Consider the following 19,028-nt stretch of genomic DNA (forward strand, 5'->3'; position numbering starts at 1 on the left):
GAGGAAGTTCCCCTGTGACGACGACAGTCGCCCCCACAGCGGCCGGCACCGCTCCCTCCGGTAAGTCTTCCGGAGGGGGCGGGAAGCCGCGGGCCGCGAAGCTGTTCAAGATGCTGCCGCTGGGTCCGGCGATCGGCCTGATGCTGGTCTTCCTGGCCGGCCCGATCATCTACTGCGTGTACGCCGCGTTCACGAACATGGCGCTCACCGGCACCGGCGCGGCGAACGTGAAGTTCGTCGGGCTGGACAACTTCCGCAAGGCGTTCGGCAGCGGTGCGTTCACCAACGCGATCTGGCTGACCCTGGTCTTCACGCTGATCTCCGCGATCATCGGCCAGAACACCCTCGGCCTCGGCCTGTCGCTGCTGATGCGCCGGTCCACCAAGGTGGTCCGCAACTTCGTCGGTACGGCGGTCATCGGTGCGTGGGTGCTGCCCGAAGTGGTGGCGGCGTACCTGCTCAGCGCGTTCTTCAACGACGAGGGCACGCTGAACGTGATGCTGCACGCCGTCGGCCTGCCCGGTCAGGACTGGTTGTACGCGGCACCGATCATCGCGGTGTCGCTGGCCAACATCTGGCGCGGTACGGCGTTCTCGATGCTGGTGTACTCCGCCGCACTCAGCGAGGTACCCAAGGAGATCGAGGAGTCGGCCGAGATGGACGGTGCGGCGGGCCTGCGGCGGCTGTGGTTCGTCACGCTGCCGATGATCAGCCGGGCGATCATGACCAACCTGATGCTGATCACGCTGCAGACGCTGAGCGTGTTCGGCCTGATCTTCGCGATGACTCGCGGCGGCCCCGGCACCAAGAGCCAGACGCTGCCGCTGTACATGTACGAGCAGGCGTTCAGCTTCTCCCAGATCGGCTACGGCACGGCGATCGCCCTGGTGATGCTGGCGATCGGCGCGGTCTTCTCGCTGATCTACCTGCGTGGATTGAACTCGGAGGCAGCGTGATAGCCCGCGACCGGATCAGCAAGTTGTCCGCCAACCTCGTTCTGCTGGCGATCGGCGTGCTGTTCGTGCTCCCGTTGCTGTGGGTGTTGTTCGCGTCGATCAACAGGACCGCAGGGTTGCGGGTCGAGTTCCCGACGCATCCGACCCTGGGGAACTTCAAGGCGGTGCTGAACACCGACACGACGTACCGGCCGGTGTTCAACGGGATCGTGCTGTGCGGCGGCTCCGCCTTGCTCACCATGGTCTGTGCGGTGCTGGCGGCGTACCCGCTGTCCCGCTTCAAGTCGAAGTTCAACCGGCCGTTCCTGCTGACCGTGCTCTTCTGCACCGGGTTGCCGATCACCGCGGTCATGGTGCCGGTGTACGGCCTGTTCGTGCAGCTGAACCTGGTCGACACCCTCGGCGGCACGATCATGTTCATGGCGACCTCGTCGCTGCCGTTCGCGATCTGGCTGACGAAGACGTTCATGGACGGCGTACCGCTGTCCCTCGAGGAGGCCGCCTGGGTCGACGGCGCGAGCAACATGCAGGCGCTGCGCCGCATCGTCCTGCCGCTGATGTGGCCGGGGATCGCGGTGGTCGCGATCTTCACCTTCATCGGCATGTGGGGCAACTTCTTCGTCCCGTTCATGCTGCTGCTGTCCCCCGAGCGGCTGCCGGCCTCGGTCAGCATCTTCACCTTCTTCGGCCAATACGGCGAACCGAACTACGGCCAGTTGGCGGCATACTCCCTCATCTACACGATGCCCGTCCTCCTGCTGTACCTGTTGCTCAGCAAGAAGCTCGGCGGCGCCTTCGCCTTGGGCGGTGCTATCAAGGGATAGGCCCACGCGGCCTGCTACGCGCGCTCCTATTGTCGCGTGCTACGCAGGCCGCCCCACCCGCCCTTGGTTGTGCGGGCTGCCGCCCGCGCGAGAACCCGGCTGCTGTGGATGCGGTATGGCCGGCCGGGCATGGCCCGAGCTGGGCCTTCGACGTGATGTGTCCGTGAGTCAGGCCGATTCGGCGGCAGGTTCGCCGCCAATCCGCGATCGGCGGCTGACCCTCGTCGGGCACAGGAGGGACTTGATCGCTTGATGGATCGAGACGGCAACTTCGACGAGCTGCAGAGTGGTTGTATCGAGAACTTTGACGTTGTAGCCGGCGCGGTCAAGGAGCGTCCGTGCGTCTTCGTAGAAGTCGACCTCGGCTCTGCTGCTGTCGGCCGAACGCTGGAAGCGGTTGTGCGGACCTCGGGTCGTCAACCTGGTCGCTATGGTCGCAGGATCAGCTGTGAGGATGATGGTGAGGTCCGGACGGTCGGCCCGGGCATTCAGCTGCCACAGGAACTCGAGGTCAACGCTGTCGAGGCGCTGCATCACCAGGCCCGACGGCACGTACCGATCGCAGAGCACGAGCTCACCAGTGGCTAGGTGCGGGCGAATCTCGGTCTGCAGGTGGAGATAGCGATCGGCTGCGTACAAGCACGCGAGCGCGGGGCCGGTGACAGTATCGGTGAGGGCGCGTGCCAGCCGGCCGATTGGACCAGCTGACGGCTCGCTGGTGGTGTGCACATCCACGCCGTCCTCGATCAGCAAGCGCATCACGTTCGCGACTGCCGTCGACTTACCGGCGCCGGATGGACCGTCGACCGTGTTGAAGACCCCTTCAGAAGAGGGTCGCGGCCGATCCATCAGATCGTCTCTCCGGTTTCGCGTCGAGGAGTTCGTCAAGTGTCCGCGGCTGACCGCCGGACGACGCCAGCCGCGTCAGTAGCCGAGCGCACACAATCGCGTCGTACATTGCCCGATGAGGGACGAGATCAGGTGGCAGCCCTTCCGCCAGATCGAGCGTCTCGACCAAGGCTCCGAGCCTGTACGACGCCTGACCTGGCAGCAAGCGTCGAGCCAGCTTCAGAGTGTCGAGGGTTCCTCCGGGCTGATAGCCGGGCAGAGACCGAGTCACGACTCCGAGATCGACCCCTGCGTTGTGGGCGACGAACACTCGCCCGTCGAGGGCGCCGCGTAACTCGTCCGCGATCTCGCCGGCCGTCGGCGCGGTGGCCAGTTGGTCGTCGGAGATCCCATGGAACCGCCGAGCCATCGACGTGACCGGACGAGGAGGCCGGACAAGCCAGGTGTCTGCTTCGCCGATCAGTCCGCGCCCGATGGGAACGACCGAGATCTCCACCAGATCAGGGGGCTGCTGACCGTTGCTGATCACCCGGGAACCGCTCGGACAGACGAGCGCGGCGTGTCTGAGCCTCGCGTGGCGTCACCGGGCCCGGCTACTTGGTGCCGTCGAGGTGTAGCCAGACTTGAGCAATCACGGGTCGTCTTACCGACCGTTGCCCGGGGCAAGGGTGATCTCTGGGGGGTGGGTCTGTAGCAAGCTGGCGACGGGAGGAGCCCGCGCTGCTGGGCGGGTGGGTGCGGCGGCGAGTTAGGGACGTAGGAGCGAACATAGCGCCGCGGGGAAACTCAGCTTGGGGCTAAGGCTTGGAGGCGGTTGTGCAGGGATTGGAGGTCTTCGGGGGAGGGGGTGCGGAGGGCTTCGGGGAGTTCGTCTAGTACCTGCCAGTACTCGAGTTTTTGGGCGAAGGTGCAGTCGAGTTGGAAGCAGGCTACCCAGGCTCGGGCTGAGCGGACGAGAACTCGGAAGACCAGGGTCGTGTGGTGGTCGTCGTCGGTCGGGTCAACGAGGGCGTCGGTGTCGGCCAAGGACTCGAGGAGGTCTTTGTGGGATTGGGCTGCGATGGTGGCGGGTTTGTGTTCGTGCCAGGCGTCGCGGAGGGCTCCGGTGGTGCGTTCCAGGGCGAATGCGGCCAGTGCGCCGACGGCTGTTTGGATGACGGCGTCCAGGTGTTCGTCGCCTGCTACCAGGGCGGCGGCTGATTGGGAGCCGACGGCGGTGGCGAGGACCAGGATGAGTCTGACGATGAAGCTGAGCAGGCGGTTGAGGCGGGTGTGGTCCCGGGTGATCTCGACCTGTTGGAGTTGGATGCGGAGTTGTTTGATCGCTCGCAGCGCCGTCCGGCGGTCGGCCCGGGAGCGGCGGAGCGGATGGCCGAAGCTGTCGATCGCCTGGTCGATCTCGTCGGCGGGGATGCCGAGGAGGTCCGCTACCTGGGCGAAGGGGAGTTCGGTCAGCAGCTTGGCGGCGGCGTCGGCCGCGGCGGCCTTGCGGGGCTGACGGCGGGAGCGTCGTGGCTCGTCGTTGCGGATGCTGTCGGCGGCCAGGTCGAGGAGGTCGTCCAGGCCACGGACGACGTCGACCAGCGCGGCGTCGGCGGTCTTCCAGCGGTAGGTGGCCAGAGCGTTCGTACGGCGGAAGTCGTCCTCCACCACCTTCTGCAACGCCGGCGGCCAGCCGGCGATCGCCACCTCCGGCGGCTCCTCGACCGGTACCGGCGCGGCGGCCTCGGGAGCCAACGGCTTGGCACCGGCACGCGTGCCGATGACCTCTTCGTTCTTCTTCCCCTGCCCCGGCACGATGAAGCTCACACCACAACCTTACGTGTCTATTCGGTTCGCCTCAGGTGCCAGACGGACGGGACGACGAGGGTTGCCAGGGTGATGGCGACGTACAGGGCGGCGCCGTACAGCTCGACCGCGGTGATGCCGGCGGCGGCAGCCACGGCGCCGACCGATAGCTGGCCGATGGGTACGGCGATGATCGAGCCGAGCATGTCGTACGACGAGACGCGGGAAAGCTTGTCGATCGGGATGTGCTGGCCGAGGGCGGTCTCCCAGCCGATGCCGAAGATCTCGTAGCTGATGCCGACCAGGAACGACATCGCCGCGACCATGAGCGTGTTCGGCGCCAGCGCGAGTACGACCATGATCGGTGCGCCGAGCAGGATGCCGAACATGCCGATCCGCAATGGGTAGCGGGGCTTGACCCGGATCATCAGCACGCCGCCGACGATGAGGCCGACGCCGAAGCAGGCGCTCGCGATGCCCCAGCCGGTCCGGCCGAAGGTGTCGTCGGCGATCACCGGGCCGAGCGTGCGGTAGCAGGCCACGAAGATCACGTTCAGGATGCAGAAGCCGAGCACGACCACCCAGACCCACTGGCGGGAGACGAACTCGGACCAGCCGACGCGCAGATCGGTCAGCACCGAGCTCGCGGCACGTTCGATCCTCGGGATCGACAACCGGGCGAGCAGGTACGCGCCGAGCAGGAAGGTGACCGCGTCGACCGCGAGCCCGATGCCCGGGCTGGTGAAGCCGACGACCACGCCGGCGACCGCGCCGCCGCCGATCAGTGCGACCGAGCGGGCGAAGCCGGAGACGGCGTTCGCCTGGGGAAGTTCGGAACGATCGACGACCGACGGCAGGATGCCGGCGAGCGCGGGCATCACGAACGCGGCCGCGGTGCCGTTCAAGGCTTCGATCGCGGCCAGTTGCCAGATCGTCGCGTGGCCGGACAGGACCAGAACGGCGGCGAGGCCCTGGGTGAGGCCGCTGACGGTGTTGGCGACGACGAGCACCAGATTCCGGGGTAGCCGGTCGGAGATCACGCCGCCGATGAGCAGGAAGACGATGTTCGGGATGCTGCGTGCGGCGAGCACGATGCCGACTGCGCCGGCCTTGTCGGATATGTCGAGTACGGCGAACACCAGGGCGATCGGAGCGATCGCCGAGCCGAGCAGCGACACGAACCTGGCCGAGATGAAGATCCGCACATCCCGATGCCGCAGCACCGCAAGATCCTGCCGCCAACTCACCCGCATCCCCCTCGATCACCACCCGAACCCGCCGATCCTACGAGCTACCAGGCCGACCGGGCCTGCTGTTTTCCGCACGGCAGAGCCCCGCTGCGCCCGACCTGCGGCCCCGGAGCTCCGGCGGGCGGCCGGGCGGCTCGGGTCGTGAGCGGGCGAGGTGTGTTAGCGGCCGGAGCCGGGCGGGTCGGCGAGGCGGATGTTGAGTTCGACTTCCCACTTCGTCTTGCGAGGCTCTTTGCGGGGATCCGTGCGGAACGCCTCGTACCGGCAGCCGAACAGGTCGCCTTCGGGCACATCGCGACGGTCGAGCGTGAGGTCACCGGCCCACTCGAGGAGGGCGCGGTTCGCACGGAGCGAGTGGTTGCGGTAGGTGAGGGTCGCGTAGCTGCCCGCCGGGAGAGTGGCGGGCCGCACTCGAGCATCACCGGCAAGCGGGCCGGGGGTGACCACGCCGACCTCCAGGTCCATCGGGCCGCTCATGTCGATCACGTGCAGCCGGAGGAAGAACATGCCGAGGTCGTCAACGCTCTGCTGTTGCAGCCAGGCGCTGAGCTCGTCGATCAGCTCATTGCGCACGCTCAACATGCCGCGGAACGGTGTGACGACGCGGATGCCGAGATAGTCCTGCGGCGGCCGCTCGACGACACGAGGCGGTTCAAGCAAATCCATCTGTACCTCCCAACCCACCATATGGGAAAGAACCTTCATTTTGTGGGGGTTTGGGGTTGATTGATGCCGGAGGCAACTGAGTTGGGGATTGTCTTTCGTTGTCAGGGATGGGGACATGCAGGGGCTGCCGTTGGGGGCGGGTTTTCGCTACCTTGGGGTATTGGTCCTTCGATTTGCAGGAGGCTCCGTGAAGATCAACGACGTACTGCGCGGCAAGGGTAACCAGGTCGTCACCATCTCCCCAGAAGCCACTGTCACCGAACTGCTCGCACTGCTGGCCGAACACAACATCGGAGCGGTGGTGGTCAGCTCGGACGGGTCCGCGGTGGACGGCATCGTGTCCGAGCGCGACATCGTCAGGCTCTGGAACGGCACCCCCGAGGCCGGCGACGTCCGGGTGAGCGCGATCATGACGGCCGAGGTCGCCACCTGCGCCCCGGACGAGCATATCGACAACCTGATGCGGCTGATGACGGATCGCCGGATCCGGCACGTCCCGGTCGTGGTCGACGGCAACCTGGCCGGCCTGGTCAGCATCGGTGACGTGGTCAAGTCCCGGATCGGCGAGCTCGAGTTCGAGCGCGAGCAACTCTCCAACTACATCACCAGCTGAGCCGAGCCTCACGCGGAGCCCAGGTCAGGCGGCGGCGAACAGCACCACCATCGCGAGCAGGAAGAGCAGGCCGGCGCCGAGCAGAACCGTGCCGATCAGGCCGCAGATCTGCCCGGCCTGAGCCATGCCCCGGTTGTTGTAGACGCCCGGCGCGGCGTCGATCTCGGCGAGCGCCTGGTTGCCCAGCCACCACGCGACCGGCGACACCACCAGGAGACCGGTGCACAGCGCGAGTACGCCGAGAACGAGCGCGACGGTGGCCTCCGAGTGGTCGCGCAGCACGCCGTACGCCGGTTGGTCCGGGAAGCCGGGCTGGACCGGGTATGTGCCCGGCGCCCAGAAGGTGTGGGTCCGGTCGGTGGCGTCGGTGGGACGTTCGGTGAACGACATGGCGCTGCTCCTCTGCTCAGGGCCGGTGGCCGAGCAGAGGAGCAGCGATGTCCTCAGCCCAGGTCGACCAGGTCGCCGACGATGTCACTGCCCAGCTCGGCGAGCTGGGGGCGGACATCCTTGGCTTCCCCTACGACGACGACCAGTAGCCCGTCGGTTCCGACGTACCGGCGGTAGGCCTCGGTGGCCTCGGCGGCGGTGGTGCCGGCGATCTGGGTCAGGTAGGTGTCGGCGAAGTCGATCGGTACGCCGTTCGCGATGTTGCTGCCGACCTGCTGGGCCACCGAATCCGCCTGCTCGTAGCGCAGCGGCGCGGTCCGGATCAAGCTGTCCTTCGCCTCCTGGACCTCCTGCTCGGTCAGCCCGTCGCGAGCCTCCCGCAGGATCCGCAGCGCGTCACCGATCGCGGCCCCGGTCACCTCGGTGCGTACGGCGCCGCCGAGGCTGAAGGTCCCGCCCTTGCGGGGCGCGGCGAAGCTGGTCCGCGTGCCGTAGGTGTAGCCCTTCTCCTCACGCAGCACGGTGTCCACGCGGGAGGTGATCGTGCCGCCGACTACGTGGTTCGCGACCGCGGCCGCACCCCAGGCTGGATCGCGGCGGTCCGGGCCGGCGCAGCCGATCAGCAGTTGGCTCTGCACCGAGCCCGGGCGGTCGACCAGGACGACCCGGTTGCCCGGGATGTACAAGGGTTCCGGCGTCGCCAGCGCCGTACCGGCCGTGGAGGTCCAACCGGCGAAGGCCTGGTCGATGATCGCGGCGACGTCCACACCGGTCGCGTCGCCCGCGAACAGGATCTCCGCGCGCTCCGGGCCGATGTTGTTCCGGTAGAAGTCGGCCACCTGCACGTTGGTGAGCGGCCGGATCGTGTCCGGCGTCCCGGCGGTCGGCCGGGACCGCCGCGTCGACGGGTCGAACAGGTGGGCCGCGAACGCCTCACGGGCCCGGTAGCCGGCGTTCGCCCGCTCCTGGTTGATCTCGCCGAGCCGGATCGTCACGTGCCGGCCGACATCGGCCTGGTTGAACGCGGGCCGGGTGATCGCCTCCGCGAGCAGCTCCACAGCCGGCGCGAGGTGCGACACCGGCACCGAGATCTCTACGTGCAACGCGTCCGAGCTGACGTCCACACCGTACGCCGCTCCGTGCCGCTCCAGCGCGGCTGCGAACTCGTTGGCCGAGTGCAGCTCGGTGCCTTCGTCGAGGGTACGGGACATGATCGTCGCGACGCCCTCGAGCTCACGCGGTTCGGCGATCAGCGGCATCGCGATCGTGACCCGGACGGTGGCGACGTACTGGCCGGGGCGGTCGAAGACGTGCACCGGGGCGCCGACGCTGGTGATCGTGGTGGTGGCGGCCGGGAACTTCCACGGGCGGGGCGCGCCGACCGCCGGCGGCGTGGTCAGAACCTGGTTCATGCCTGCTCTCCCTCGGTTCCTTCAGCCGTTTCCGCACGGCGGTAGCTGACCTGGACGCGCCCGGCGGCGCGCAGCCACTGGGACGCGGCGCTCTTGACCTGCTCGACGGTCACCGCGCGGACCTGGTCGATCCTGGTGTTGATCCGGTTCGGGTCGTCGAACAGCAGGGCGTGGTGGGAGATCTCGTCGGCGCGGCCGGCGCACGTGGCCAGCTGCTCCAGCCAGTCCCGCTCGGCCTGCGCCTGCACGGTGGCCAGCTCGTCCTCGGTGACGCCGTCCTCGGCCAGCTTCTCGAGCTCCTCGAGCAGCGCGTCCTCGACCTTCTGCAGGTCGACGCCGTCGGACGCGATCCCGGTCAGCGTGCCGAACGAGACCCCGCCGATCAACGGCAGCGCGCCCCCGGACACCGACTGCGCGATCTGCTCGTCGCGGACCAGCCGGCGGTTCAGCCGGCCGCTCTGGCCGGCGGCCAGGATGTCGAGCGCGAGCCCGGCCGCGTCCAGCTCCGGCGTCCCGTCCATCGGCAGCCGGAACATCATCGTGATCAGGTCGGACGGTACGTCGGACACGACGTCGTCGCGCTGCACCTCGGTGAGCGGGCCGATCGTGCCGTCCGGTGCCGGCGGCGGCTGCGGGATCGCGGGCAGGTGCCCGAAGTACCGCTTGGCGGCGTCGAACGCATCGTCGACGGAGACGTCCCCGACGATCGTCAGGACGGCGTTGTTGGGGCCGTAGTACTTGCGGAAGAACGCGTGCACGTCCTCGACCGACGCGGCGTCGAGATCTTCCATCGAGCCGATCGTCATGTGCGCGTACGGGTGGTCCGCGGGGAACGCGAGCCGGACGAGCCGCTCGTACGAGTCGCCGTACGGGCGGTTGTCGTAGCTCTGCCGCTTCTCCTCCTTGACCACGTCGCGCTGGTTGTCCAGGTTCTCCTGGTTGACCGCGTCGAGCAGGTAGCCCATCCGGTCCGCCTCGAGCCAGAGCGCGAGATCCAGTCCGCCGCTCGGCAGTGACTCGAAGTAGTTGGTGCGGTCGAAGAAGGTGCTCGCGTTCAGACTCGCGCCGGCCGTCTCCAGCAGGCTGAAGTGCTGACCGGAGGCGACGTTGCGCGACCCCTGGAACATCAAGTGCTCGAACAGGTGCGCAAAGCCGGTCAGGCCCGGCGGCTCGTGGCGCGAGCCGACGTCATACCAGAGGTTCACGGCGACGATCGGGACGGCGCGGTCCGAGCTCACGACGACCCGCAGGCCGTTGTCGAGCGTCTGCTCCGCGATGGGGTACGTCAAGGGCATACCGGCCACCCTACGTGGTCCGGAAATTGTTCGGGTGAGATGTCGATCTCGGCCCAGGTCGCGCATCGGAGTGGTGAATGCTGGAACCGACCTGGAACTAGAGAGGTGACTTCAGTGGGCAAGTACCTGGTGATGATCTACGACGACGAAGCCAAGTGGGACGCGGCGGACCCGTCGGTGATGGAGCAGAACCACAAGAACCACCAGGCCTTCGCGGAGGCCAACGGTCCGGCGCTGCGCGGCGGCGGGCAGCTCGACGGAAGCACCACGGCGACGTCGATCCGGTCCGACGGCAGCGGCGGGTACGTCGTCACCGACGGGACGTTCGCGGAGACCAAGGAGGTGATGGGCGGCTACTACGTCATCGAAGCGGCCGACCTGGACGAGGCGCTCGCGATCGCCAAGCAGGTCCCGTCCCCGATGGGTGGCGTCGAGGTACGCCCGATCATCAACGGTGGCTGACTCGATCTCCGCGGCGGTGGCGGAGGCTCACTCGAGCGAGTGGGCCTTCGTCCTCGCCGCCACCGCACGCGTCGCGGCCGATCTGGATCTGGCCGAGGACTGCGTGCAGGACGCATACGCCAAGGCATTGGTGCATTGGCGTGAGCAGGGCGTGCCGCGGCGGCCGGGGGCGTGGCTGACGACCGTCGCGACGCGGCGAGCGCTCGAGTTGCGGCGGCGGGCCGACGTCGCGCACCGGAAGCTGCCGTTGCTGATGCCGGATCCGGTGGACGACGACTTCGCGGCCGAGGTGTTCCCGGACGATCGGTTGCGGCTGGTGTTCACGTGCTGTCACCCGGCGCTGGCGCAGGAAGCGCAGATCGCGTTGACGCTGCGACTGGTGTGCGGGTTGTCGTCGGCGGAGATCGCGAGGGCGTTCCTGGTGAAGGAAGCCACGATGCAGGCCCGGATCACCCGGGCCAAGCACAAGATCTCGCGGTCGGGGATCCCTTACCGGATCCCGCGGCGGGCGGAGCTGCCGGAGCGCATCGACGCGGTGCTGGACGTCGTACATCTGGTCTACACGGCCGGCCACACGGCAGCTGATGGGGCAGGGCTGACGCGGCCGGACCTGGCGCGGCGGGGGATCGATCTCGCTCGGATGATGCGGTTGCTGCTGCCGGACAGCGGAGAGGCGGCGGGCTTGCTCGCGCTGCTCTTGCTGACGGAAGCCAGACAGGCCGCGCGGGTCGACGGCGCCGGGCAGTTGGTGCTGATGGAGGACCAGGATCGTTCGCTGTGGGACCGGGAGCTGATCGGCGAAGGCCTGGCGCTGGTGCAGGAGGCGTTGAGCCGGTCGGTCGGACGGTTCGTGCTGATGGCGGCGATCGCTGCCGTCCATGCCGAGGCCGAGCGCTGGGAGGACACCGACTGGGCGGAGATCCTCGGGTTGTACGACGTGTTGCTCGCGCGCTGGCCGTCGCCGGTGGTCGCGTTGAACCGGGTGGTCGCGCTCAGCTACGTGGCCGGTCCTGAGGTGGCGCTGGCGGAGCTGGCCGACGATCCCGCGTTGGCGACGTACCCCTATCTGGCGTCGACGCGGGGCGAGCTGCTGTGGCGGACCGGCCGGATGGAGGAGGCGCGGGCGGCGTACGAGGAGGCGCTGGCGTTCACCAGCAATGCCGTGGAGGCGGAGTTCCTGCAGCGGCGGATTACTCGAGGCGCTTGAGCACCTCGTCGTGCAGGCGGCCGTTGGTGGCGACGGCGTTCGGGCCGTTCGGACCGGGACAACCCTCGACCGAGGTGAACTTGCCGCCGGCCTCGTCGACGATGATCGCCAGCGCGGCCATGTCGTAGAGGTTGAGCTCCGGCTCGGCGGCGATGTCGACGGCTCCCTCGGCGACCAGCATGTAGGACCAGAAGTCGCCGTACGCGCGGGTCCGCCAGCAGGACTCCATCAGCTCGGCCCACTGGTTCTTCTTGCCGATCTTCTCCCAGCCCTTGAGCGAGGCGTACGACAGCGAGGCGTCCTCGATCTTGCTCACGTCGCTGACCCGGCACGGCTGCGACGAGTGCAGCGCGCGGCCGGTCCAGGCGCCGTCGCCGTACGACGCCCACCAGCGCTTGCCCAGCGCCGGAGCCGACACCACGCCGACGACCACCTGGTCCTCGATCATCAGGCTGATCAGCGTGGCCCAGACCGGGACGCCACGGATGTAGTTCTTGGTGCCGTCGATCGGGTCGACCACCCAGCGGCGGACGCCCCAGCCGGAGGTGCCGTCCTCCTCGCCCACGAACGCGTCCCGCGGGCGGGCCCGGGAGAGCGTCTTGCGCATCACGTCCTCGACCTTCTTGTCCGACTCGCTCACCGGCGTGAGGTCCGGCTTGGTGGCCACGTGCAGGTCGAGCGCCTTGTAGCGGTCCATCGTGGTCGAGTCCGCGTCGTCGGCCAGGATGTGGGCGAGCCGCAGGTCATCCGTGTGCGAAGGCATGCCGGAAGGCTAGCCCGTCACCCCGCTCAGCGGGGCAAGTGACCGCAAACGTTGCGGATCGGTTGCGGCGCGAAGTGAACCGAATCCGGCCGTTGAACGTGCTAAGAGCAATGTCACCGGGCGCCATGCCCTAGTGTCTGACCCACGTCCTACGACTGCCGGGAGGCGTCCATGTTCGAGCGCTTCGGGGACCTGCCGCTGCACGTGCTCGTGATTCACCTCGCGGTGGTGCTGCTGCCGGTGGCCGCGCTCACGCTGATCGTCTTCGCGCTGGTGCCGAAGTGGCGCTGGTTCCTGCGGTGGCCGGCGCTGGTGCTGGGCATTGGTGCGCTGGTCTGCGCGTTCGTGGCGAAGAAGAGCGGTGAGGCGTTCGTGGCCGCGGTGCCGACGCTGCAGAAGCCGGTCGAGCTGCACGAGCAGCGTGGCAACCTGCTGTTCTGGTACTGCCTGATCTTCGCCGTGGTCGCCGTCGCCGCCTTCCTGCTGCTCGGCGGCAAATCCGCGCTCGCCAGCGGAAAGGGTGAGAAGGCAACGACGAGCCGCCCGCTCGAGCTCGTCACCCAGGCCGCGGTCGTGGTGATCGCCGTCCTCGTCCTCTGGCAGACCATCCGGACCGGCGATGCCGGCGCCAAGGCGGTCTGGGACGGCCAGCTCCCGGCTAAGTAGCGTCCTGCTGCGGTACGGCGTCCTGGCGGGTCTCGCGGCCTTCGCGGCTGGCGAGGAGCCGGCGGAACGAGGCGACGCGCTCGGCGTCGGCGCGACCTTCGGCGACTGCGTCGTCGAGGGCGCAGTCGGGAGCGGTCTCGGTGTGGGTGCAGCCGCGTGGGCAGGTCTCGGCGATCTCGGCCAGGTCGGGGAAGGCGTGGATCAGCTGGTCCGGCTCGACGTGGGCCAGGCCGAAGGTGCGGATGCCGGGGGTGTCGATGAGCCACCCGCCGTCGGGCAGGCGCAGCACCAGAGTGTTGGTCGACGTATGACGCCCACGGCCGGTCACCTCGTTGACCACGCCGATCGCCCGGTCCGCACCCGGGATCAGCCCGTTCACCAGGGTCGACTTGCCGACGCCGGAGTGGCCGACGAGGACGCTCGTACGGTCGTCGAGTTGCGCACGGAGCTCGCTGAGGTCGCCACCTTGCTGGGTCGCCACGGACTCGACCCCGAGCGGGCGGTAGATCGACAGCAGCGGATCCGGGTCGGCCAGGTCGGTCTTGGTTAGGCATAGCAGCGGCCGCATCCCCGCGTCGTACGCCGCCACCAGGAAGCGGTCGATCAGTCCGGTCCGTGGCTCCGGGTTCGCGACTGCGACGACGATGACGAGCTGATCCGCGTTCGCGACCAGCGGTCGTTCGACCGGGTCGTCGTCATCGGCCGATCGGCGCAGCAGCGTGGTCCGGGGGAGTACCTCGACGATCCGGGCCAGCGTCCCTTCGGAGCCGCTGGCGTCGCCGTCCAGCTTGACCCGGTCACCGACGATCACACTCGTGCGGCCGAGCTGACGAGCCTTCATCGCGGTCACCTCGTGGCCTCCGTGGGCGTCCTCGACCCAGCAGGCGTACCGCCCGCGGTCGCGGGTGAAGACGAAGCCGATGGTGGCGTCGTCGTACGAGGGGCGGTCCTTGGTCCGCGGCCGGGTCCGGCGCTTCGGACGGTCGTACCGGGCCTCCTCGTCGTACCGCGACATCAGCCGGCGAGCCCGGTCCAGAGCTCTGGGAACTCGGGCAGGGTTTTCGCCGTGGTCCCGATGTTCTCGATCAGCACGCCGTCGACGAGCAGGCCGAGTACGGCGCCAGCGTGCGCCATCCGGTGGTCGTTGTACGTGCCGAAAAGCCCGCCGTGCAAGGGCTTCGGCCGAACGATCAGCCCGTCGGCCGTCTGCGTCACGTCACCGCCGAGCGCGTTGAACTCCTGCTCGAGTGCCGCCAGCCGGTCCGTCTCGTGGTTGCGCAGGTGCGCGATCCCCCGCAGGTACGACGGTCCGTCCGCAAACGCGGCCACCGCCGCGATCACCGGGCTGAGCTCGCCGACCTCGCTCAGGTCGAGGTCCACGCCCTGCACGCGACCGGTACCGCGAACCGTCAGACCCTCATCGGTGCTGGTGACCTCCGCGCCGAAGCGGGTGAAGATTTCACGCAGGTGGTCGCCGGGCTGGGTAGTCTGCGACGGCCAGCCGGTCACGGTGACCTCGCCGCCGGTGATCACGGCCGCGGCCAGGAACGGCGCCGCGTTGGACAGGTCCGGCTCGATCGCGGTGTCCAGCGCCCGAATGGGGCCGGGGGCAACGACCCAGCGGTCCGGCTCGCTGTCGTCGACCCGGACGCCGCGCTCGCGCAGCATGCCCACCGACATGTCCAGGTGCGGCTGCGACGGCACCGGCTTCCCGTCGTGCCGGATGTCGACGCCTTCGTCGTACCGGGCTCCGGCCAGCAGCAGCGCGGACACGAACTGGCTCGAACCGGACGCGTCGAGCGTCACCTTGCCGCCACGAACGGAGCCGGTGCCGGAGACCGTGTACGGCATCCGCCCGGTGCCCGCGTCGTCGATCTGTACGCCGAGGGTCCGCAGGGCGCCGAGGATGACGTCCATCGGACGCTCCCGCGCGTACGCGTCGCCGTCGAACGAGACCACACCGTCGGCCAGTGCGGCGACGGGTGGGACGAAGCGCATGACGGTGCCGGCCAGACCGCAGTCGACGCTCGCCGGGCCCTTCAGCGAACCTGGGGTGACGGTGACCGTCGTACCGCTCTCGCTGATGCCGACGCCGAGGGATACCAGCGCGGACCGCATCAGGGCGGTGTCGCGGGCGGCGAGCAGGCCGGTCAGGTTCGACGGCCCGTCGGCGAGCGCGGCGAGGATGAGAGCGCGGTTACTGATCGACTTCGATCCGGGCACCGTGACCCGGCCGGTGACCGGTCCGTTGACGCGCGGCGTCGGCCAGCCCTGCTCTGTACTCATCCCACTCCTTCGGCTCGTGTACTGCCTTGAGCCTAGGGCATGGGCGCTGGGGCGTTAGCCGACGTTCAGTTGCGCCTTGGCGAGTTTCGCGGCGTGCCGGGCCTCGCGGGCCAGGTCCTTGGCCTCGCGCTTGGCCGCCGTCGCGCCGCGCTTGGTCTCGCGCTTGGCTGCCTTCGCGCCGCGCTTGGTCTCGCGCTTCGCGGCCTTGGCGCCGTGCGTGGCGCGCCAGGCGACACCCGGCTTGCCCTCGGTGTCGACCGCGGCGAGCAACAGACCGCCGAACAGGCCCAGGTTCTTCATGAACTGGATCCGCTGCGCGGCCCGCGTCTCCTTGTCCTTCATCTGCCAGAACGGGTGCCCTGCGACGGTCACCGGGATCAGCGTGGCCGCCAGCGTCGCGGCGCCGACCCGCCGGCCCTTGCCGCTGGCCAGCGCGAGACCGCCGAGGACCTGGACCGCACCGTTCAGGCGGACCAGGTTCACCGTGGTCTCCGGGATCCGGTCGCCGACCTGCGCCGGCGCGACCCGCTTCACCATCGGCACCAACCGGTCCGTCACCGGCTGGGCCTTGGGCACCAGGGGCTCCGGGTTGCGGATCGAGTTCACACCCTGCACGACGAAAATCATGGACAGCAACGGCCTGGCCAGAGCGCGCACGACAGTCATGCCTCCTTCATACACCAAGTTTTCGATGACTCCCGGTACCCGGAGTCAGATCGCACACCCGTCAGGTCCGCAGGTGGGGTCGTCGGTCGCACCCGGGCTGGTGATGAGCGTGACCGGCTTGCGGTCCGCGTTCGCCCGCCGCAGGGCCTCCTGGAACACCTCCACGGGCTGCGCGCCGCTCACGCCGTACTTCTCGTCGATCACGAAGAACGGCACCCCGTTCGCGCCGTACGCCAGCGCCTGTGCCTGGTCCTCGGCGACCTCCTCGGCGTACGTCGTACTCGCGAGGACCTCCTGGACCCGGTCGGACGGGAGGCCGACCTCGGTGGCCAGTTCGGTCAGGGTGATGTGGTCGCCGACCGGGAGGCCGTCGGTGAAGTACGCCTTGAGCAGGCGCTCCTTCAGGCGGTCCTGGGTGTCGGAGGGCACCTGGCCGGACTCGACCAGCTCACGAGCGAGATGGAGCAGGCGGTGTGCGTCGACGGTGTTGGCGGACTTCGCCTGATCCAGGTGGTACTCGAGGCCGAGCTCCGAGGCGATCTCGGTGACGTGGGCGTTCGCCTGCACGCCCCACTCGCGGCCGCGCCCGTACTTCTCGCCGAGCCGGGTCGGCAGGTCCCGCGGGTCGTCGTTGGTCGACGACGGATCCAGCTGGAAGCTGTGCCAGACGATCTCGGCCCGGTCCCCGCTCTGTTCGAGCGCCTGCTCCAGCCGCCGCTTGCCGATGTAGCACCACGGGCAGACGACGTCGGACCACACATCAATACGCATGCTTGTCGGCAACCCGGGCCATTCCGGCGCTATTCCCAACCCGATCCGGTTGTGACGCGTCTGACGCTCCATGGACGAAGAACTGGTGCGCGGACTGTTGAAGGAGCAGCATCCGGACCTGGCCGACCTGGCGTTGCGTCAGGTGATCGGAGGCTGGGACAACCAGCTCTGGCGGCTCGGGGACGAGCTCGCGGTGCGGCTGCCGCGGACGGAGCGTGCGCCGGAGCTGCTGCGCAAGGAGTACCGCTGGTTGCCCGAGCTCGCGCCGCGGCTCCCGTTGCCGGTACCGGTGCCTCAGCGCATCGGCGAACCGTCCGAGCGCTTCCCGCACACCTGGCTCGTCACCACCTGGGTCGGCGGCGAGCCGGCCGACCGTACGCCGATCACCGCGGTCGAGGCGGCCGACATACTGGCGACGTTCCTGCAGGCCCTGCACGTGGACGCGCCCGCGGACGGACCGGTCAGCTACGACCGGGGAGTCCCGCTGCGGACTCTGGGAATCGACGAGGACGCACCCGTTGCCGTCCGCAAGGTTTGGGACGAGGCCGTGGCCGCGCCGGAGTGGGACGGCGGGCCTGTGTGGCTGCACGGCGACCTGCATCCCGCGAACATCGTCGTCACCGACGGGATGCTCACCGGGGTGATCGACTTCGGCGACCTGAGCGTCGGCGATCCGGCGTGCGACCTCGCCGCCGCGTGGGTGCTGTTGCCCGACGGTGCCGCCGACCGTTTCTTCGACGCCTACGCGGCCGCGGACGACGCGATGATCACGCGCGCCCGGGGCTGGGCCGCCGGCAAGGCGCTCGCGCTGATCTCGGTCGGCGATGCCGGGGACAAGGGTTTGCCCGGCGGCAAGCCGACCTGGGGCCCGGCCGGCCGGGCCGCTCTCAAGCGCTTGTTGTGACCGCGGGCCGGGTCGGCGACCTGCTCGGCTGCTGACAACCGTTCCTCGGTCGTGTCAGCACGGTGGCTGCCTGGTGTCAGGGCGGTCGTCGATCGTTTCAGTCATCAGGTCGTCAACAACGCCTCAGGAAGGTACGACAATGCCTACTTTCAACACCCCCGAGCCGATCTCCGCTGTCCTGGACATCCCCGCGGGTCGCGTCCAGTTCATCGCCGGCGACCGGACCGACACCGCCGTCGAGATTCTGCCCGTCGACCCCTCGAAGGGCCGCGACGTGAAGGTGGCCGAGGAGGCCAAGGTCGAGTACGGCGACGGCGTCCTGCGGATCGAGGTCGTCGCGAAGAACCAGTACTTCGGGCCGTCCGGATCCGTCGCGGTGACGGTCCAGCTGCCGGCGGGTTCCCGGGTCCAGGTGAAGGCCGCCAGTGCCGAGATCCGGGCTGCCGGACGGTTCGGCGAGGTTGCCGTCGAGAGCGAGCACGGCTCGATCGACCTCGACGAGGTCGCGAGCGCCCGCATCACCACCACCGCCGGTGACGTCACGGTCGGCCGCCTCAACGGCCCCGCCGAGATTCGCACCAGCAAGGGCGACATCCGGGTCGCCGAGGCCGTCCGCGGCTCGGTCGTACTGCGCACCGTCGCCGGTGACGTGGAGATCGGCGCCGCTGCCGGAGCCTCGGCCTCGCTGGACGCCGGCACCACCACCGGACGGATCAGCAACGCGCTCAAGAACGCCGAAGGCGCCGCCGCCGAGCTGACCATCCACGCGACCACCACAGTCGGCGACATCGTTGCCCGCAGTCTCTGACGCCAGCATCGATCCCTGACCGTATCGATCGAAGAAGTACGTGATCATGTCCACCACCGCTTCAGGCTTCTCCGCTGCCGGGTTGCGCAGGCTCCACGACGTACTGGCCCGGCACGTCGACTCGGGGAAGATCCCTGGCGTCGTCGCCCTGGTCAGCCGCGGCCCGTCGGCCAGTTCGGCTGGGACGGCGGGAGCGGTACCTCTTCGTACGCCGACCCGGAGAACCAGCTCACCGGAATCCTGCTCACCCAGGTCGGGGCGTCCGCCCCGTACTCGGTACAGCTCATGCACGACTTCTGGACCACCGTCTACCAGGCACTCGCCTGAGCAGGCGTGGGGCGGGGCGGCGGGGGGGGGGCCGGCCCGGGGGGGGGGGTCGGGCGCGGGGGTGTGTTGGGCGGGGCCGCCCCCGCCGGGGGGGGCGGGGGGGCCCGGGGGGGGGCCCCGCGGGA

22 protein-coding genes are annotated in these 19,028 nt (G+C 69.0%); 8 read left to right on the forward strand and 14 right to left on the reverse strand.

The window, feature by feature from the left end:
- Nucleotides 1-14: 14 nt before the first annotated feature.
- The gene (locus AB0E63_RS39590; protein WP_360377923.1) at nt 15-956 is read left to right on the forward strand and encodes a sugar ABC transporter permease; all 942 of its coding nucleotides are present in this window, start codon (nt 15-17) and stop codon (nt 954-956) included.
- Nucleotides 953-1,780, forward strand: coding sequence for a carbohydrate ABC transporter permease (locus AB0E63_RS39595; RefSeq protein ID WP_360377925.1), 828 nt, complete (start codon nt 953-955; stop codon nt 1,778-1,780). The genes AB0E63_RS39590 and AB0E63_RS39595 overlap by 4 nt, the downstream gene beginning before the upstream one ends.
- Nucleotides 1,781-1,948: 168 nt before the next feature.
- Here AB0E63_RS39595 and tmk read toward each other — a convergent pair whose 3' ends face one another.
- The 5 genes from tmk to AB0E63_RS39620 form a co-directional block, all read right to left on the reverse strand.
- Nucleotides 1,949-2,629, reverse strand: coding sequence for a dTMP kinase (tmk, locus tag AB0E63_RS39600; RefSeq protein ID WP_360377927.1), 681 nt, complete (start codon nt 2,627-2,629; stop codon nt 1,949-1,951).
- Complete coding sequence (locus AB0E63_RS39605; RefSeq protein ID WP_360377929.1) at nt 2,604-3,158, reverse strand: 3'-5' exonuclease; 555 nt, start codon at nt 3,156-3,158, stop codon at nt 2,604-2,606. Before AB0E63_RS39605 ends, tmk begins: the two co-directional genes overlap by 26 nt.
- Nucleotides 3,159-3,415: 257 nt before the next feature.
- Complete coding sequence (locus tag AB0E63_RS39610) at nt 3,416-4,438, reverse strand: hypothetical protein (protein ID WP_360377932.1); 1,023 nt, start codon at nt 4,436-4,438, stop codon at nt 3,416-3,418.
- Between the two features lie 17 nt (nt 4,439-4,455).
- Nucleotides 4,456-5,664 carry an MFS transporter gene (locus tag AB0E63_RS39615; protein WP_360377935.1) on the reverse strand — a complete coding sequence of 403 codons (1,209 nt, stop codon included), beginning with the start codon at nt 5,662-5,664 and terminating at the stop codon, nt 4,456-4,458.
- A 162-nt stretch (nt 5,665-5,826) separates the two neighbouring features.
- The gene (locus tag AB0E63_RS39620; protein ID WP_360377937.1) at nt 5,827-6,333 is read right to left on the reverse strand and encodes a GyrI-like domain-containing protein; all 507 of its coding nucleotides are present in this window, start codon (nt 6,331-6,333) and stop codon (nt 5,827-5,829) included.
- Nucleotides 6,334-6,520: 187 nt separating this feature from the next.
- Here AB0E63_RS39620 and AB0E63_RS39625 point away from each other — a divergent pair, with 187 nt between their 5' ends.
- Complete coding sequence (locus tag AB0E63_RS39625; RefSeq protein WP_360377940.1) at nt 6,521-6,946, forward strand: CBS domain-containing protein; 426 nt, start codon at nt 6,521-6,523, stop codon at nt 6,944-6,946.
- A gap of 24 nt (nt 6,947-6,970) precedes the next feature.
- Here AB0E63_RS39625 and AB0E63_RS39630 read toward each other — a convergent pair whose 3' ends face one another.
- Genes AB0E63_RS39630 through AB0E63_RS39640 form a run of 3 tightly spaced genes read right to left on the reverse strand, consistent with a single transcriptional unit; the run spans nt 6,971 to nt 10,043 of the window.
- Nucleotides 6,971-7,336, reverse strand: a complete 366-nt coding sequence (locus tag AB0E63_RS39630) for a DUF4190 domain-containing protein (RefSeq protein WP_360377943.1) — start codon at nt 7,334-7,336, stop codon at nt 6,971-6,973.
- A 53-nt stretch (nt 7,337-7,389) separates the two neighbouring features.
- Nucleotides 7,390-8,748: a pitrilysin family protein gene (locus AB0E63_RS39635; protein WP_360377945.1), complete on the reverse strand. Its 1,359-nt coding sequence runs from the start codon at nt 8,746-8,748 to the stop codon at nt 7,390-7,392.
- Nucleotides 8,745-10,043: a pitrilysin family protein gene (locus AB0E63_RS39640; RefSeq protein WP_360377948.1), complete on the reverse strand. Its 1,299-nt coding sequence runs from the start codon at nt 10,041-10,043 to the stop codon at nt 8,745-8,747. The genes AB0E63_RS39635 and AB0E63_RS39640 overlap by 4 nt, the downstream gene beginning before the upstream one ends.
- A 114-nt stretch (nt 10,044-10,157) precedes the next feature.
- Between AB0E63_RS39640 and AB0E63_RS39645 the strand changes: the two genes are divergently transcribed.
- Complete coding sequence (locus tag AB0E63_RS39645) at nt 10,158-10,505, forward strand: YciI family protein (RefSeq protein ID WP_360377950.1); 348 nt, start codon at nt 10,158-10,160, stop codon at nt 10,503-10,505.
- The gene (locus AB0E63_RS39650) at nt 10,498-11,712 is read left to right on the forward strand and encodes a DUF6596 domain-containing protein (RefSeq protein ID WP_360377952.1); all 1,215 of its coding nucleotides are present in this window, start codon (nt 10,498-10,500) and stop codon (nt 11,710-11,712) included. The genes AB0E63_RS39645 and AB0E63_RS39650 overlap by 8 nt, the downstream gene beginning before the upstream one ends.
- Here AB0E63_RS39650 and hisN read toward each other — a convergent pair.
- Entirely contained in the window at nt 11,696-12,475 is a 780-nt protein-coding gene (hisN, locus tag AB0E63_RS39655; protein ID WP_360377955.1) for a histidinol-phosphatase, read from the reverse strand. The genes AB0E63_RS39650 and hisN overlap by 17 nt on opposite strands.
- 171 nt (nt 12,476-12,646) lie before the next feature.
- Here hisN and AB0E63_RS39660 point away from each other — a divergent pair, with 171 nt between their 5' ends.
- Complete coding sequence (locus tag AB0E63_RS39660) at nt 12,647-13,141, forward strand: DUF2231 domain-containing protein (protein ID WP_360377959.1); 495 nt, start codon at nt 12,647-12,649, stop codon at nt 13,139-13,141.
- On the opposite strand, the gene rsgA is transcribed toward AB0E63_RS39660, so the two are convergent.
- Genes rsgA through AB0E63_RS39680 form a run of 4 tightly spaced genes read right to left on the reverse strand, consistent with a single transcriptional unit; the run spans nt 13,134 to nt 16,864 of the window.
- The gene (gene rsgA, locus AB0E63_RS39665) at nt 13,134-14,156 is read right to left on the reverse strand and encodes a ribosome small subunit-dependent GTPase A (RefSeq protein WP_360377962.1); all 1,023 of its coding nucleotides are present in this window, start codon (nt 14,154-14,156) and stop codon (nt 13,134-13,136) included. The two genes, AB0E63_RS39660 and rsgA, sit on opposite strands and share 8 nt — an antisense overlap.
- On the reverse strand, nt 14,156-15,427 hold the full coding sequence (gene aroA / locus AB0E63_RS39670; protein ID WP_360377965.1) for a 3-phosphoshikimate 1-carboxyvinyltransferase: 1,272 nt from the start codon (nt 15,425-15,427) through the stop codon (nt 14,156-14,158). Before aroA ends, rsgA begins: the two co-directional genes overlap by 1 nt.
- A gap of 54 nt (nt 15,428-15,481) precedes the next feature.
- Complete coding sequence (locus tag AB0E63_RS39675; RefSeq protein ID WP_360377968.1) at nt 15,482-16,093, reverse strand: DoxX family membrane protein; 612 nt, start codon at nt 16,091-16,093, stop codon at nt 15,482-15,484.
- 45 nt (nt 16,094-16,138) lie between these two features.
- Nucleotides 16,139-16,864 carry a DsbA family oxidoreductase gene (locus AB0E63_RS39680; protein WP_360377971.1) on the reverse strand — a complete coding sequence of 242 codons (726 nt, stop codon included), beginning with the start codon at nt 16,862-16,864 and terminating at the stop codon, nt 16,139-16,141.
- 70 nt (nt 16,865-16,934) lie between these two features.
- Between AB0E63_RS39680 and AB0E63_RS39685 the strand changes: the two genes are divergently transcribed.
- The gene (locus AB0E63_RS39685) at nt 16,935-17,768 is read left to right on the forward strand and encodes an aminoglycoside phosphotransferase family protein (protein ID WP_360377973.1); all 834 of its coding nucleotides are present in this window, start codon (nt 16,935-16,937) and stop codon (nt 17,766-17,768) included.
- A gap of 139 nt (nt 17,769-17,907) precedes the next feature.
- On the forward strand, nt 17,908-18,576 hold the full coding sequence (locus tag AB0E63_RS39690) for a DUF4097 family beta strand repeat-containing protein (RefSeq protein ID WP_360377976.1): 669 nt from the start codon (nt 17,908-17,910) through the stop codon (nt 18,574-18,576).
- Nucleotides 18,577-18,728: 152 nt separating this feature from the next.
- Here the strand turns inward: AB0E63_RS39690 and AB0E63_RS39695 are convergent, their stop codons facing one another.
- Nucleotides 18,729-18,863 carry a hypothetical protein gene (locus tag AB0E63_RS39695; protein WP_360377979.1) on the reverse strand — a complete coding sequence of 45 codons (135 nt, stop codon included), beginning with the start codon at nt 18,861-18,863 and terminating at the stop codon, nt 18,729-18,731.
- Nucleotides 18,864-19,028: the final 165 nt, after the last annotated feature.

The sequence above is a fragment of the Kribbella sp. NPDC026596 genome, assembly GCF_040638415.1.
GTDB lineage: Bacteria > Actinomycetota > Actinomycetes > Propionibacteriales > Kribbellaceae > Kribbella.

Coding starts and splice junctions, on each gene's coding strand:
- tmk (WP_360377927.1), bottom strand. CDS start 2,629: ATGGATCGGCCGCGACCCTCTTCTGAAGGGGTCTTCAACACGGTCGAC.
- AB0E63_RS39620 (WP_360377937.1), bottom strand. CDS start 6,333: ATGGATTTGCTTGAACCGCCTCGTGTCGTCGAGCGGCCGCCGCAGGAC.
- AB0E63_RS39630 (WP_360377943.1), bottom strand. CDS start 7,336: ATGTCGTTCACCGAACGTCCCACCGACGCCACCGACCGGACCCACACC.
- AB0E63_RS39635 (WP_360377945.1), bottom strand. CDS start 8,748: ATGAACCAGGTTCTGACCACGCCGCCGGCGGTCGGCGCGCCCCGCCCG.
- AB0E63_RS39640 (WP_360377948.1), bottom strand. CDS start 10,043: ATGCCCTTGACGTACCCCATCGCGGAGCAGACGCTCGACAACGGCCTG.
- hisN (WP_360377955.1), bottom strand. CDS start 12,475: ATGCCTTCGCACACGGATGACCTGCGGCTCGCCCACATCCTGGCCGAC.
- AB0E63_RS39660 (WP_360377959.1), top strand. CDS start 12,647: ATGTTCGAGCGCTTCGGGGACCTGCCGCTGCACGTGCTCGTGATTCAC.
- rsgA (WP_360377962.1), bottom strand. CDS start 14,156: ATGTCGCGGTACGACGAGGAGGCCCGGTACGACCGTCCGAAGCGCCGG.
- aroA (WP_360377965.1), bottom strand. CDS start 15,427: ATGAGTACAGAGCAGGGCTGGCCGACGCCGCGCGTCAACGGACCGGTC.
- AB0E63_RS39675 (WP_360377968.1), bottom strand. CDS start 16,093: ATGACTGTCGTGCGCGCTCTGGCCAGGCCGTTGCTGTCCATGATTTTC.
- AB0E63_RS39680 (WP_360377971.1), bottom strand. CDS start 16,864: ATGCGTATTGATGTGTGGTCCGACGTCGTCTGCCCGTGGTGCTACATC.
- AB0E63_RS39685 (WP_360377973.1), top strand. CDS start 16,935: ATGGACGAAGAACTGGTGCGCGGACTGTTGAAGGAGCAGCATCCGGAC.
- AB0E63_RS39690 (WP_360377976.1), top strand. CDS start 17,908: ATGCCTACTTTCAACACCCCCGAGCCGATCTCCGCTGTCCTGGACATC.
- AB0E63_RS39695 (WP_360377979.1), bottom strand. CDS start 18,863: ATGAGCTGTACCGAGTACGGGGCGGACGCCCCGACCTGGGTGAGCAGG.